Annotated in this window: 15 protein-coding genes; 12 read left to right on the top strand and 3 right to left on the bottom strand. The window is 33.8% G+C overall.

Going from position 1 to position 14,721, the window contains the following annotated elements:
* Positions 1-419: 419 nt before the first annotated feature.
* The gene (locus ACIPKN_RS22250; RefSeq protein ID WP_400940297.1) at positions 420-2,192 is read left to right on the top strand and encodes an oleate hydratase; all 1,773 of its coding nucleotides are present in this window, start codon (positions 420-422) and stop codon (positions 2,190-2,192) included.
* 48 nt (positions 2,193-2,240) lie between these two features.
* Here the strand turns inward: ACIPKN_RS22250 and ACIPKN_RS22245 are convergent, their stop codons facing one another.
* Positions 2,241-3,905 carry a methyl-accepting chemotaxis protein gene (locus tag ACIPKN_RS22245; RefSeq protein WP_400940295.1) on the bottom strand — a complete coding sequence of 555 codons (1,665 nt, stop codon included), beginning with the start codon at positions 3,903-3,905 and terminating at the stop codon, positions 2,241-2,243.
* Between the two features lie 355 nt (positions 3,906-4,260).
* Between ACIPKN_RS22245 and ACIPKN_RS22240 the strand changes: the two genes are divergently transcribed.
* From ACIPKN_RS22240 to ACIPKN_RS22190, 11 genes are all read left to right on the top strand, one after another.
* The gene (locus ACIPKN_RS22240; protein WP_400940292.1) at positions 4,261-4,779 is read left to right on the top strand and encodes an RNA polymerase sigma factor; all 519 of its coding nucleotides are present in this window, start codon (positions 4,261-4,263) and stop codon (positions 4,777-4,779) included.
* Complete coding sequence (locus ACIPKN_RS22235) at positions 4,776-5,792, top strand: DUF4179 domain-containing protein (protein ID WP_400940290.1); 1,017 nt, start codon at positions 4,776-4,778, stop codon at positions 5,790-5,792. The genes ACIPKN_RS22240 and ACIPKN_RS22235 overlap by 4 nt, the downstream gene beginning before the upstream one ends.
* 253 nt (positions 5,793-6,045) lie before the next feature.
* Positions 6,046-6,453, top strand: coding sequence for a GNAT family N-acetyltransferase (locus ACIPKN_RS22230; protein WP_400940288.1), 408 nt, complete (start codon positions 6,046-6,048; stop codon positions 6,451-6,453).
* A 174-nt stretch (positions 6,454-6,627) separates the two neighbouring features.
* Positions 6,628-7,092, top strand: a complete 465-nt coding sequence (locus ACIPKN_RS22225; protein WP_400940286.1) for a helix-turn-helix transcriptional regulator — start codon at positions 6,628-6,630, stop codon at positions 7,090-7,092.
* 78 nt (positions 7,093-7,170) lie between these two features.
* On the top strand, positions 7,171-7,371 hold the full coding sequence (locus tag ACIPKN_RS22220; RefSeq protein ID WP_400940283.1) for a helix-turn-helix domain-containing protein: 201 nt from the start codon (positions 7,171-7,173) through the stop codon (positions 7,369-7,371).
* A 155-nt stretch (positions 7,372-7,526) separates the two neighbouring features.
* A complete protein-coding gene (locus ACIPKN_RS22215; protein ID WP_400940280.1) occupies positions 7,527-8,030 on the top strand; it encodes a GNAT family N-acetyltransferase in 504 nt (167 codons plus the stop codon).
* 258 nt (positions 8,031-8,288) lie between these two features.
* Positions 8,289-8,594, top strand: a complete 306-nt coding sequence (locus ACIPKN_RS22210) for a monooxygenase (protein ID WP_400940277.1) — start codon at positions 8,289-8,291, stop codon at positions 8,592-8,594.
* A gap of 249 nt (positions 8,595-8,843) precedes the next feature.
* Complete coding sequence (locus tag ACIPKN_RS22205) at positions 8,844-9,701, top strand: ABC transporter ATP-binding protein (protein WP_400940275.1); 858 nt, start codon at positions 8,844-8,846, stop codon at positions 9,699-9,701.
* 4 nt (positions 9,702-9,705) lie between these two features.
* On the top strand, positions 9,706-10,320 hold the full coding sequence (locus ACIPKN_RS22200) for an ABC-2 transporter permease (RefSeq protein ID WP_400940272.1): 615 nt from the start codon (positions 9,706-9,708) through the stop codon (positions 10,318-10,320).
* Positions 10,321-10,672: 352 nt separating this feature from the next.
* Complete coding sequence (locus ACIPKN_RS22195; RefSeq protein ID WP_400940270.1) at positions 10,673-11,050, top strand: GntR family transcriptional regulator; 378 nt, start codon at positions 10,673-10,675, stop codon at positions 11,048-11,050.
* A 109-nt stretch (positions 11,051-11,159) separates the two neighbouring features.
* Positions 11,160-11,774, top strand: coding sequence for an ABC-2 transporter permease (locus ACIPKN_RS22190; protein ID WP_400940268.1), 615 nt, complete (start codon positions 11,160-11,162; stop codon positions 11,772-11,774).
* A gap of 23 nt (positions 11,775-11,797) precedes the next feature.
* Here the strand turns inward: ACIPKN_RS22190 and ACIPKN_RS22185 are convergent, their stop codons facing one another.
* Both ACIPKN_RS22185 and ACIPKN_RS22180 read right to left on the bottom strand, forming a co-directional pair.
* Complete coding sequence (locus tag ACIPKN_RS22185; RefSeq protein ID WP_400940266.1) at positions 11,798-13,432, bottom strand: hypothetical protein; 1,635 nt, start codon at positions 13,430-13,432, stop codon at positions 11,798-11,800.
* Between the two features lie 2 nt (positions 13,433-13,434).
* Entirely contained in the window at positions 13,435-14,211 is a 777-nt protein-coding gene (locus ACIPKN_RS22180; protein ID WP_400940263.1) for an ABC transporter ATP-binding protein, read from the bottom strand.
* Positions 14,212-14,721 lie beyond the last annotated feature (510 nt).

The raw sequence follows: 14,721 nt of genomic DNA, 5'->3' as shown, positions 1-14,721 counted from the left end.
GTGTAGATAGTTAAATTATTTAAATAATAATAAATTCGAATAGAAAATGTGGCCGTTGAATCATCAACTTTTTTATTTTCTTACTATAATAATTATGCGAGGCTACCTTTAAAAGTTTGTATACTTTTACAGCTTTATAGTTAATCTTATAGAAGGAAATCATACAATAATCCAAGTGCTTTATAGGTTATCTCTACAAGGGCAATCTAATTTTCAAGTATTGCATAATCCCTTTGATATAAAGATATTGATGAATAATTTATAAAAATGCAATGAATTGTTATGTCAAATAATAGGGTATAGTATATTTAAAGTTTAGCTTTAAAATTGAATTATTTGTTAATTTCTCTCTCATTTTACCATTACCGTGCAAAATAATGGTATGCTATATCACGATAATAGTTTATGGAGGCGGTATTATGTATTACAGTAATGGTAATTATGAGGCTTTTGCACGTCCTAAAAAACCAGAGGGTGTTGATGAGAAATCAGCGTATCTTGTTGGTTCGGGGTTAGCTTCACTTTCAGCCGCATGTTTTTTAATTCGTGATGGTCAAATGAAGGGAGAGAATATTCATATTCTCGAAGAACTAGATATCTCAGGTGGTAGCCTTGATGGTATTTTAAATCCGACAAGAGGCTTTATTATTCGCGGTGGTCGAGAAATGGAAGATCATTTTGAATGTCTATGGGATCTATTCCGTTCAATCCCATCATTAGAAATAGAAAACGCTTCTGTTTTAGATGAATTTTATTGGTTAAATAAAGAGGATCCTAACTATTCAAAATGTAGATTGATGGATAATAGAGGACAAAGACTTGAGGATGATGGCAAGTTTACATTATCTGATAAAGCATCTGAAGAAATGATTAAATTATTCTTTACTCCTGAGGAGAAATTAGAGGATGTAAAAATTACAGATGTTTTCTCTGAAGAGTTCTTTGAATCGAATTTCTGGCTATATTGGTCTACGATGTTTGCTTTTGAAAAATGGCATTCTGCAATGGAAATGCGTCGTTATATTATGCGTTTCATTCATCATGTTGGGGGTCTACCTGATTTATCTGCTTTGAAATTTACAAAATATAATCAGTACGAATCTTTAGTACTTCCTATGATTAAATATTTGGAAGGTCATAATGTTGATTTCCAATTCAATACGGTTGTAGAGAATGTTTTAGTTGATAAAGTTGGCGATAAAAAAGTAGCCCATACTTTAGTGTTAAAACAAAATGGTGTGAAAAAGAATATTGAGCTAACAGAAAATGAATTAGTGTTTGTAACAAATGGTAGTATCACGGAGAGTACAACTTATGGTGACAACAATACACCAGCCCCTATAAGTACTGATTTAGGAGGAAGTTGGTCACTTTGGAAAAACATCGCTTCCCAAGATTCTGATTTTGGTAAACCAGAAAAATTCTGCGATAACCTTCCAGAAGAAAGTTGGTTTGTTTCAGCGACACTAACTACTTTGGATGATCGAGTTGCTCCGTATATTGAAAAAATTAGTAAAAGAGATCCGTATGCAGGCAAGGTAGTTACAGGTGGTATTGTAACGGCTACAGATTCTAATTGGATGCTAAGTTATACGCTGAACCGACAACCGCATTTTAAAAATCAACCAAAAGACCAATTAGTAGTTTGGATTTATGGTTTACTATCTAATAAACCAGGTGATTTTATTAAAAAGAGTATCACGGAATGTTCAGGAATTGAGATCGCACAAGAGTGGTTATACCATATGGGTGTGCCTGTAGACGAAATACCGGATATAGCACAAAATTCTTGTAATACAATCCCATGTTACATGCCTTATATAACATCTTACTTCATGCCTAGAGCAATGGGAGATCGTCCTTTAGTTGTCCCTAATGGATCTGCTAACCTAGCCTTCATTGGAAACTTTAGTGAAACAGAAAGAGACACTGTATTTACAACTGAGTATTCAGTGAGAACAGCGATGGAAGCAGTTTATCAATTATTAGATATTGATCGAGGCGTTCCAGAAGTATTTGCATCTACTTTTGACATTCGTACTTTATTATCTTCAACTGCTCGTTTACTTGATGGTAAAAAATTAACAGATGTAGATGCTCCATTTATGTTAAAACAAATAGGTAAATTTGGTATTCATAAAACGAAAGACACAATCATCTATGATTTACTGAAAGAAAGTAAATTGATATAGAGATATGTGCTAAAAAAGCTGATTCATAATTGAATCAGCTTTTTTATATTAAATAGTGAATTTTTTCATTTCGTCTCTTAAAGCATCGGAAATAGCATTTAGGTCTTTAGCTTTTTCAGAGACAGTCTCAATGCTTTTAAGTTGTTCATTTGCGGAAGCGGAAACTTGTTCTGTTCCAGCAGAGGTTTCTACTGCAGAAGCAGATATGTTTTGTACGGCACTAATGATTTGCTCCTTGCGTTCATCCATCTCATGAGATAAATGTTTCACCCCTTGTGCCACTTCACTCGTTTGATCTAGCGCTACCTTTATTGTATGAAAGATTTCGCTAGTATCCTTTGTAGCTTTTGCATTTTGTTCGACAATACTAAGACTTGTACTAATTTCCTGCACAGCACTTTTAGAAATATCCTGAATTGCAGAGATTTTATTCTTAATATCCTCAGTAGCATTAGATGTCTGTTCCGATAATTTTCGAATTTCATCAGCGACAACCGCGAAACCTTTACCGGCTTCACCGACGCGAGCGGACTCAATGGATGCATTCAGAGCTAATAAATTTGTTTGAGTTGCGATATCTGTAATTGTATTAACGATACTTGATATATCAGATGAAGTTTTATCTACTTCTTGAACGATGTTACTTACCTGTTGTGAAGATTCGCGATTTTTCTCTGACCAAACAGAGAGTTGGTTGACAGTTTCTACACCTTGATTACTTAAATGACCAATATCTTCTGTCATAGAAGCGATCTTCTCTGTATGCTCAATAACACGATCAATATTTCCAGATAGTTGATTTAATTGTTCTGCACTTTTTTCTGTATCATGAGCTTGCTCTTCTGTAGCTTTTGCCATTTCATTAATGGCTGAGCTAATTTCGTCAGTCGTACGTACCGTATCTTCTGCGATTTGAATAAGAATGTTAGAGGAATCTGATAACTCGGAACTAGTGTTATGTATGTTGACGGTAACATTCTTTAATGCAGAGCGCATGCTAGAGATGCCTTTTGCCATAAGACCAATTTCATCTTGATGATTTAATAGCTTATCTAACTCAGGATTTTCAGTAAAGTCTAAGCTTGCAGTTTGATGAATAACCTTTTCGAGATTCTTAATGGCAGCAACAATGCGACCAATAATCCACCACATTAAAGTACCTATAATGATAAAACTCACTATGCCTGTAACAATCTGATAGCCTAGTACAGAGTTTGTAATAGATTGAATGCCGCTTTCAGGCACCCCAATGTCAATTACGCCATAAAGTTCACCATCTTTATATATAGGCTCCATGATGTCGTATGTCCAAATATCTTGAACTTCAGCATACCATCTCTTAAATTGCTTTTTTCCGTGTTTAGCACCATCGATTGTGTATGCATCCTCATATGTTTTTCCTAATTTCCCTTTATCACTATGCGCTACAGCTTTTACATTGTTATCAATGACAATAGCATAAGTCACATTCTCTTGTTGTTCTTTTGATTCCACAAAATCTTGTAAAGATGGGATGGGATCGTTCTCAGAATTTAATATAGTTTCAGCTTGCTTGGCGATTTCATAGACCTGTTCATTAGCTTTTTCAATTAAAACTTCTTTACTATTTTTTCCAACAATCCATACACCTAATACGGAATTAACTACGGATGACAATAACAGCAAACTTAATGTAAAAAACAATAATCGTCGCTTAATGCTTCTGGTTTTCAAATAGTTTCCTCCTTTGAGTTTTGTCGGAACTTTATACCTAAAAAAACTCAAATTTTAAGTATAGTATTATGGAATGAAGCAGGAATGTCAATAATATATTGAGAGACTTGTTACTTATTTTGTGACAAAATAGGGGCTTATAGTCCTTCAATTTTTCGACAACTTTATAAAACCTTGAACAGATCGGAAATACCTATTTCGGGAGAGTAAACAGTGTTAATCGTTTTAAATTAATAGCAGGCGGCAACCGACCTTTATTTCGTCGGTTTTTTAGTGTAATAAAATAATAAATCGATGCAACTAACTATCAATCAAAATGCTCTAACGGTATGTAAAGAGAAAAAGAGGTGATTATATGCGATCCGAGTTTCTTGTAAAAAAAGCAAAGAAGGGAGATGGAGAAGCGTTTATACAATTAATCCGTCAATACGAAATGACGCTTTACCGGACAGCAAAACGACTTGGTTTGAAAGATGAGGATATTGCAGATCTTTTACAGGACACAATACTGACTGCGTTTGAAAAAATAGATTCTCTAAAAGAAGCAAAATATTTTCATACATGGCTTTGTCGAATTCTTTTAAATAACTGCTATCGCTTTATGAAGCAGGGTCAGCGTACTGTACCACTAAATGTGACGACATTGCATGAACTACGACACCAAGATCAAATTTCACTTGAACTTGATGAGGCATTAGAAAGTCTAGATGAAAGCTATCGCATTGCTTTAACGCTTTATTATGTGAATGGACTCACGACAAAGGAAATTAGCGAATTTCTTCATGAATCAGAAGGGACGATTAAGTCGAGGATTTCTAGAGCAAAGCAATATTTGAAAAATAATTATTATGTTGAGGGGGCACAATTACTATGAAAAAATCATTAGACGACCGTTTACATGAGGAAATGAATAGAGAACAAGAAATACCGGATATTGTGCAAAAAGCTTTTGATCGTTCCTATATAGAGATTCGCTCTCAATCCAAGAAAAAGACAAAAAAAAGTTGGTTGAAGCCTATTTCAGCTGCGGCTGCATGTGCAGTGCTCGCTTTGGGTATGATTTTGTCTAATGATACAGCAATGGCCAAACTAAAAGCGTTTCTAGGGTTCGAGGACGCTGGGATTGAACTTGCTAGTCAAAACGGAGAGGTACAATATGTTAGTATATCGCAAAGTTCACAAGATGTTACGGTTACACTTAAAAATACATTTGCTGATGCCTATCGAGTAGGGTTGGCAATGGAAATTTTACCAAAAGATATTGATATAAAAGATATTTACGACGTATTCATCGAATATCGTATGTATGATTCTAAAGGAACAGAAATTGATTCCCTTATTTCAGATACAAAGCCTCTCGCTCCAACAGACATTTCGGCAAGCCCTTACAAGAATATGCTAAAAGAAAGCGATCAATCTATGATATTAGAACTTTTACTAGAGTCCAACGAAATGGCATGGCCTTCCTTAGAGAACGCTCAATTAATAATCGAAACGATCCATTTTTCGACGAAAAAGGAAGGTTTGGTCACTGTTAATGGAAAATGGTCGTTTACATTGACACCAACAACGATAGTAACGCAACCTTTTAAAGCAGAAAATGCTGTTGAGGGCATTCAACTTCAATCAGCAACCCTTACGAATGGCTCTATGCATGTATCTTTAATGGTCGACGCAGATCTTTCCGAGGATGAAAATCAATTTTTTGAATGGGCATTAACTAATGAAAAGGGAGAGTCTTTTTATGCACGAGGAGCCAATATAGAATTGAAAGATGGAAAAACCGTTGTTAGCTTAGTTTATCCTTATAGTATTTGGAATAAAGAAAAACAAATAAGCTTACATATAAAGGGCTATGAAGAATTAATATTAATAAGTAAAGAATAATAGATAATTTAAATATTTAGGAGTACATTGGCAGCTATATCGCTAATGTACTTTTTCGTTTGTTTATCAATAATAAAGCGAACGGGAATCTATAAAATCTCTTTGTGTTTTTGGATAATATGGGGATCATCACCAAAAGCAGTGGGTGACATTAGTTAAAACGTATGCTATGTATATAAGTTGATTGGAGTGGAGGCTGGGCGACTCCTCGGGGATTAGCGTCACAGATGAGACCCTGGAGCGAGCAACGCGAGTGAAGCGGCTCATCGGACGCCCCCAGGAAGCTTTGCTCTGTGCGAAAGCGAAGCGTCAGCAACAAAGCGCCCAGCCGGAACGGAAATCAACCACACGTTTTTTAAGTGAATTTGAAGGCAAACGAGCTGAAATTGGTTATGAATTATCTGAAGACTATTGGCATCGAGGTATTATGTCGGAAGCTGTTAAAGCAGTATTATCAATAGGATTTGATCAGTTAGGTTTAGTAAGAATACAGGCAATTGTTACAGAGGAAAATATAGCTTCAAAGAAACTATTGTCGAAATTCAACTTTAAGGAAGAAGGCTGCTTAAGACAATTTGAATGCCATAGTGTTACTGGAGAATGTAAAGATATGTTGATCTATAGCTTGTTGCATACGGAGTTTCCGAAAAATAATATATAAGGTTTAGGTAATTTCAGATAGATTTCCAATAAAAGGTGCGACGAAAACCTATTTAATGAGTTTTGTCGCACTTTTATATAGCGGTCTATTTTTCTCTATTTTCTAAAATTCCTGTAAATAGAAATCCCAATATGTGATAATAACCATAAATTAAGGTAATGGGAGGGAAATAAAATGGAGAAAAATATTTTAAGTTTAAAACTAAAAAGATATCGAGAAGAAAAAGGAATCACCCAACAAGAACTAGCTGAAATTTTGGAAGTAAGTGATAAGTCTATATCCAAATGGGAACTTGGAAATGGTTATCCAAGTAAGAGAAATATGCTGAAAATATCGGAGATTCTTGATATCAGCGTGGAAACATTGCTATTAGAGGAAAAGAACGATGATAAAGAAAAAATAAAGTTAAGTATTAATTATAGCTTAATTAGTTATATCATTATTTTTGCTGTAACCTTAATGATTAAAGGTTTGACAGATGCAGAACAGTATCAAAATATTTTATCTAAAGATATTGTTGAGATTTTAAAACTACTTGCAAGTGCATTTGTCCAAAATATAGGAATTGCTTTACCACCCGCAATTATTATTGGTTTCGTTTTTTATTTTTATATTTTTCCTAAACAATCAAGAGAGTAGATATAGGTCTACTTTCTTTTTTATAAAGAGGCTATATAACTGATAATTTAGAGTTATGACGCATGAGAAGGTGAGAAAATGCTAGGGCAATTTTTGAGAAGTAAAAAGAAAAATAAGGAATGGCGAGGGGGAAATTCAAATGGACGGCCAAAAGTGGCCATAAACGAATCGAAGTTGCTACATTTAAAGGATGCTGGAAAAAGTAATCGGGAAATTGCACGAATACTTCGCGTTTCAGAAGCTACTATTCGGAGACGATTAAAAGATTTAGATGGTTGATTTTTCTCTTTATTCGAATGGTTATACATTTCTTCATTTCAAGATTCCAATAGATTAAAAACAAACTCTTAGGTATGATATCGTAAAGAGTTTATTTTTTGCTTTTATCTTCCAAATTTGGATTTAAAGCATAAAAGATGAGGGGATGAATTAGCTTGGAAATTTCAATTATTTGCTTACAAGAACGCGACGCAGAAGAATTGTTTGAGTTTGAAAAGAATAATAGACTATTTTTTGAACAAATGGTACCTGGTCGTGGAGAAGACTATTATAATTTTGAGACATTTAAAATAAGACATAGGGAGCTTTTAACAGAACAACAAGAAAATAAATCGAAATTCTACTTAATAAGAGATAACTCAGGCAGTATTGTTGGAAGAATTAATTTAGTAGATATAGATACAACGAATGATATAGCAGAAGTCGGTTATAGAGTGGGACAAGAATATGGGGGCAAAGGAATAGCGGCTAGAGCCTTAAAACTACTATTAGAAACAGAAATCCGTGTCAAAAAGATTAAAGCAAAAACAACAACAAATAATATTGCATCTCAAAGGGTTCTTGAAAAGAATGGTTTTAAACAAGTGTCTATAAGTGATAATAAGTTCGAAATGAATGGCAAAAAGCTGCAATTTATCGATTATATGTTGGAACGCTAGTAAAAATCCTTCAGAGGGGTAGTTGAAAGATAGTGTTTAAACGAATCATGATACTTTTTTCAATTATTACAGCGATACTTTTGTCGATCATTACGACAAGTTATATTAGGCGAAGCGGCAGCTACAATGTTTTCTGTAGCGAAAGCGAAGCGGCAGCTACAAAGCGCCCTCGGAACGGAAATCAACACCACACATCATGATGAAGAACCATAAAAATTACTAATTGTTATAGAAAAAATAAAAGTGGGAGTTTTAATCATGAAATATTTATTACAAGTTGATTTTACAATGGACGGGCCATTCGGTGAAGAAATGTCCGAGGCATTTGCTGATTTAGCAAAAAGTATTAACGAAGAGTCGGGTATGATTTGGAAGGTTTGGACTGAGAATGCTGCGACTAAAGAAGCTGGTGGGATATATTTATTTGAAACCAAAACAGCTGCTGAGAAATATTTAACTATGCATTCAGAACGATTAATAAGTTTCGGCATTACCGATATTCGTGGGAAGATCTTCGAGGTGAATGAAGTATTATCAACAATTAATAATGCTCCAATTAAATAGTTAGCTAAAGCTAATTAGGGGTCATAATTGGCAGTATTATCAACTAAATAATTAAAAACAGCAAACATGAGCTTGTGATTTAACAATCTCATGTTTTTGTTTTTTTATTTTCAATCATAATTTATTACTTGCAAAATATGTCTGATGTGTATATATTGTATATAGAGTATATACACATTATATAGAAAAGGGTATTTGCCTTAAAGAGCTCAAGGAAATGCTTACATTATTGCATACGGAGGGTGAAAGATGGAAAATGTCATTGAATTGCAGCATGTTCATAAATCTTTTAAGGGATTTCAGATAAAAGATTTCTCTATTAACGTAAAAAAGGGCTTTGTAACTGGATTTATCGGGGGCAATGGTGCAGGAAAGTCTACAACAATCAAATTGATTATGAACTTGCTAAAGCAAGATAGTGGTACTGTTTCAGTGTTTGGGATGGATTATAAGAAGCATGAAAAAGAAATAAAGGAACGTATTGGTTTTGTCTATGATGAAAACGTTTTTTATGAAAATGTAACGTTAAAAGATATGAAAAGGATTATTAAACCAGCCTATAAAAACTGGGATGATGACGCCTTTCAACGTTATGTTGATCAGTTTGAACTACCATTGAACAAATATATGAAGACCTTTTCAAAGGGAATGAAGATGAAAGCTTCGTTAGCCATAGCGCTAGCTCATCATGCAGAATTAATTATTATGGATGAACCAACTGCTGGGCTCGATCCGATATTTCGTAGAGAGCTATTAAATATTCTACATGAATTAATGCAAGATGAAGATAAAACGATTTTCTTCTCGACACATATAACAACAGATTTAGACCGAATTGCGGATTATATTACCTTTGTTCATAACGGTGAACATATATTCACGAAGGAGTTTTATAAGATTGAAGAGGAATATGCTATTGTCAAAGGGACATTGAATTTATTGGATCAGGAAACGGAACGAGAGTTTGTGGCGATTCGAAAATCGAACGCAGGCTTTGAGGCATTAACAGCGGATAAAAATCGTGTGGCAAACATATTTGGGGATTCTGTTATTGTGGAAAAACCAACGCTTGAAGATATTATGTACTATACGAAAAAAGGATGGTGATTGTATGGTTAACCTTATATTTAAAGATATTTTAATACAAAAGAAAATGATTTTATTATACATTGCTACTATTATTCTTTATTTATTAATAAATGTGTCCCTAGTAAAAATAGGATTCTTATATAGTTTAGCGATTATTACCATGTCCTTTTCTTACGATGAAAAAGATAATGCTAATATTTTACTTAATTCGCTTCCATATACGAGAAAGCAAATTGTTAGCTCGAGATATATAGGTTCATTGATATATACATCACTAATTATAATCATTACTTATTTAGGTAATTTCTTCTTAAACGGAAAAGAGACATTGGTTTTATTGAAAGATATAGTGATAATTATCGGTCTTGTTATGGTCGCTATATCATTCATACTTCCAATCTGTTATAAATTTAAAACACAATCTTTAATGATTGCTTCAGGTACTTTATTTGGTATATATTTGGTAACCATTAAATATTTGTTCCCTAGTCTTAATGATACATTAAGAGAACTGATACAAAAGTTTCTGACTTTACAAGAAACACAAATGTATTTTGTAGCTATCTTTACAATCATTATTTTATATGTTGGATCGTGGCTACTATCTATTCGAATATATGCGAAAAAAGTCTTTTGAAATAAAACAGCTTGAGCCCGTTGATGTAGGCTCAAGCTGTTTAAGTACGCTTAAACACAATGTTCTATCGCCGACCGTGGCTTCCGATGCCGATATAACAAATGACAGTATGTTAACATATTTAATAACTCTGAGATAATTTTCGTGAGGCAGAAAATTATACTCTAAACAATAGACAATGTAATCTTTATGGGAAAGACATTATAAATCTAATGGCTTTATATTTCCCTGAATGTCCAAACATAAGTACAATTGACGAATAATTAGCATGCTGAAATAAAAATTGCTCATGCTAACAGAATAACCAACGTCTTCTGTGCTGATCACATAAAAATAAAGAAGAGGTATTTGCATGCAAATTATTATTTCAAACAGCTCAAAAGAACCGATTTATGAGCAAATTTATAGTCAAATCAAAAAGCTAATTTTATCAGGTGAATTACAAGAGGGGCAGTCATTGCCGTCTATGCGACAGCTTGCAAAAGATTTAGAAATTAGCGTTATTACGACAAAACGCGCTTATGAAGAGCTAGAGAAAAACGGATTTATTTATTCTATTGTGGGGAAAGGTTCGTTCATTTCAGAGCAAAATACGGAAATGATGAGAGAAAGAAAAGTAAAGGTAATCGAAGAAAATCTATTGATTGCCATCCAAAATGCTAAAGAAATGAATATTGGCTTAGCAGAGCTCAAAGAAATGCTCACACTATTGTATTCAGAGGATGAGTGAAGGAGACAGCTGTTAAATGGTGTGGTGAATATATTTGGAGATACGGTTATTGTGAAGAAGCCTAAGTTCAAAGATAGTATGTAATATAGGAAAAAAGGATGGTAATTGGATGATTAACCTTATACTTAAGGATGTTTTAATACAAAAGAAATTAATTTTATTTTACATTGCTACTATAATAATCTACTTATGGGCAGGTGTACCCTCCCTACTATTTTTGGGATTTCTTTATAGTGTAATATTTATACTAAATGCTTTCGCTTACGATGAAAAAGACAATGCTAATATTCTGCTTAATTCTCTACCATATACGCGAAAGGAAATTGTCAGTTCAAAATATATAGGTTCACTGATATTTACAACAATATTTATCTTCATGATTTATGTGGGGGATTTCCTCATAAATGGAAAAGGGGATCTTTTTATATGGAAAGAAATGTTGCTTATTATTGGTCTAGTGATGGTCGCTATATCATTCATGTTTCCAATCTCCTATAAATTTAAAACGCAATATTTATTGATTGCTTTAAGTGTTTTATTTGGTATTTATATGTTAACAATTAGTTTACTAGTTCCTATAAATGATCTATTAAGAGAATTAGCACGAAGGTTCTTGACTTTACAAGAAACGCAAATGTATTTTGTAGCTAGCATTACGGTTATTACTTTATTTATTGGGTCATGGCTACTATCTATTCGTATATATGAGAGAAAAGCTTTTTAAAATAAAACAGCTTGAGCTCAGGCTCAAGCCGTTTTCGTACGCTTAAAGGCAAGCTTCCATAGAACGAAATTCGTGATGACAAGCACGATTAAGTAAATGATTGCCCCATAAGTAGTATGAGAAGTCAGGAAGTAATGCAGTCCCGCCAAAGCACCTAATGGGATAAGCAATATAAGTGTTTTCCAACTTTGCGCATCGCCAACTTCATTATAGGGCTTTGTGAAAGGAATGTTGCTTCCCATGCCGATGTAACAAATGGCGGTGTACATGCAGCTTGTTACTAAAACAATCAGTAAATCTAAGATAATTCTCGTACCAAAAATGAAGCAGAAAATGATGCTTAGAAAAATATACAATGGAATGTACAACTTCATCAAAAATGCTTTTAAGCTTCCTTTTTTCAAGTTTGTATAGTCTTTGATTGGAAAGACTTTATAGATCCAAGCTGCTTTATATTTTCCTGAATGTCCAAGCATGAGTACAGCTGAAGGAATAATTAGCATGCTGAAATAAATATTTAAATAGCCCATGCTAACGGCATAATCAACACCTTCGTGCCTTGAAAAGGAAAACATAAAAATAAACGGAATGACAAAAGAAAATCCTAAAGATGGATATACTTTCAGTTTAAACTCTCGCTCCTGTTTCATCATAAGGGAAGCAAAGCGGTAGAAAGCTCTTTCTTCATTCGTTCTACAAATGATTGTTAACAAAAGAGTCTTAAGTCGATTGTTCTTATCTTTTTTCGATTTGCTTGTGTTTAATAGTTTTTGCAGATTTCGTTCAAAAGTTGGAATCAACTTTAGATAAAGCCATATCGAGATGATTGGCATGACGACAGCAAACATACTGAACACCACTGTAAATAAAGAGTTGTCACCGTTTAGTAGTAGTTCATAAGGAGCGGCAAACCACATAGGGATTAGAAAAATACTCCACCAATGAAATGCTAGCGCCATATCATAATTAACGAATTCAAAGGATCTAATAAGAACTTGATAGCCAATCATCAACATTAATGATAAGCCGATTTGTACATAATTGATGATATCTTTCAGCTTTTCTCCATCAAAGAATCTTAAAATAGCAATATATAAAATTGCAGTTAATACAACAATAAAAATATTAATTAAAACTAGTAAGAGCACAGTTAAAATAAAGAATACAATCCCTTGATTATATAGGCCCACCATAAGGGGAATGGCAGTGAATGCAATAGTTAAATACGTCAAGTAAATGAAAATATGCATAAACTTGGCCGCATTGATCGTTTTAGCAGAGATAGGCTTGGTTGATAGGATACTTCTGTCCCGTACATCCAAAAGTACCGAAGAAAAATCAGAAATCAATGTTGTCATGATAATAAAAATAATCATTGCATAAGCAATACTCATTTGGAAAAGATAGTTTTGACCAAACCCCATAAAAGGAACTAGCATAAGTCCCATTAAAACATAAATCCATAAAGATTTGATGTAGCCATTCTTTTGCTCTTTGTTGTTTTTATTTGATGCTTGGTTAAATATTGTCGGTACTTTACGTTCATCCATTGTTAGTTTAATATGGAGGATTTTTCTCATCATTTCATAATCGACGCCCATTTTCACAAAAACAAATTGTATCTTATCAAGCACTTGTAAAGTTTTGAAATCTTTCATGATCATACCTCTTGCACAATAGAAACGAATTTTTCACCAATTTCCTGATGATCATGGAAGCCTGTCAATTGGTTGAAAATCTTTTCCAGAGTTCCTTCGGTATTGTCTGCCTGTAGTTGGGCAAATGTCCCATCGGCAGCAATTTTCCCATCATTCAGCAGGATGATGCGACTACTGATTTTTTCGACAACATCCATAATATGAGAGGAATAAAATATAGTTTTTCCTTGGGCAGCCAGTTGAAGCAAAATTTCTTTAAAGATCATCACACTATTCGCATCTAATCCATTGATCGGTTCATCTAAAAATAACAAATCGGGATTATGTATAAGGCTAGCGATAATTAATAGCTTTTGCCGCATCCCTTTTGAATAAGAAGATATCCTTGAATGATACGCTTCACCAACACCAAACAATTCCATTAAGGATTTTGATTTATCCGCAGCGATTTCTAATTCAAGACCATAAAGCTGGCCGATGAAGGTTAAATACTCGTAACCAGTTAAATTATCGTAAACATCTGCTATTTCTGGTACATAGCCAATTCGCCGTCTATATTCAATGCTGTCTTTTCCGATATTCTCTCCGAAAAGCTTAATTTTTCCACCGTAATCACCTTCGATCCCCAAAATGATTTTGACAGTGGTACTTTTACCTGCACCGTTCGGGCCAATATAACCAATTATTTCTCCTCGCGAGACGTGCAAGTCGATCCCTTTTAATATTTCCTTACTACCATAACTCTTCGTCAAATTCGTAATCGTCAAGATTTCTTCCATGTTGTAACTCCTTTCTGTTTTAATCCTACATTAACGGGCGGTAGTGTATCTTGTACCGTCCGTAAAAGCCAGATTGATGAAGACTAATAATCGGTGGAGGATGAAGAAAACCCCTTCCAATTAAAGCTTCACTTTAACTTATGTTTAGTGTGATTAATTTAGAGAAAATATCCATAAATATTATGTAACCTATAATAAATGGTGTAATATCCCTGCACCTATATTATATAATCTATAGATTACCATTATAAGGTGGGAATTTTAGTTTATTGCGAGGGAATTATATCTTTTTTTACAGAGGGGGTTGAGCTTTCGGAAATATATTGAATCTTCTGTATTCTTGAATGAGTCAACTTTTCTAGAAGAGATTATGACTAAATTTGGGGTATTGACATATTTATGGTTAGAATTATATATTTATTTCATCTTAATTTTTGGAATATTCGCTATACTATTTTGATCTAACTTGTACCTACAACGTGTTGACATGTAGTTGTGTTGTTGTGGATG

This window comes from Lysinibacillus sp. NPDC086135, from assembly GCF_044746345.1.
Lineage (GTDB): Bacteria > Bacillota > Bacilli > Bacillales_A > Planococcaceae > Lysinibacillus.
The sequence above is the reverse complement of the archived record's forward strand: the minus strand, read 5'-3'. Positions and strand labels throughout refer to the sequence as shown.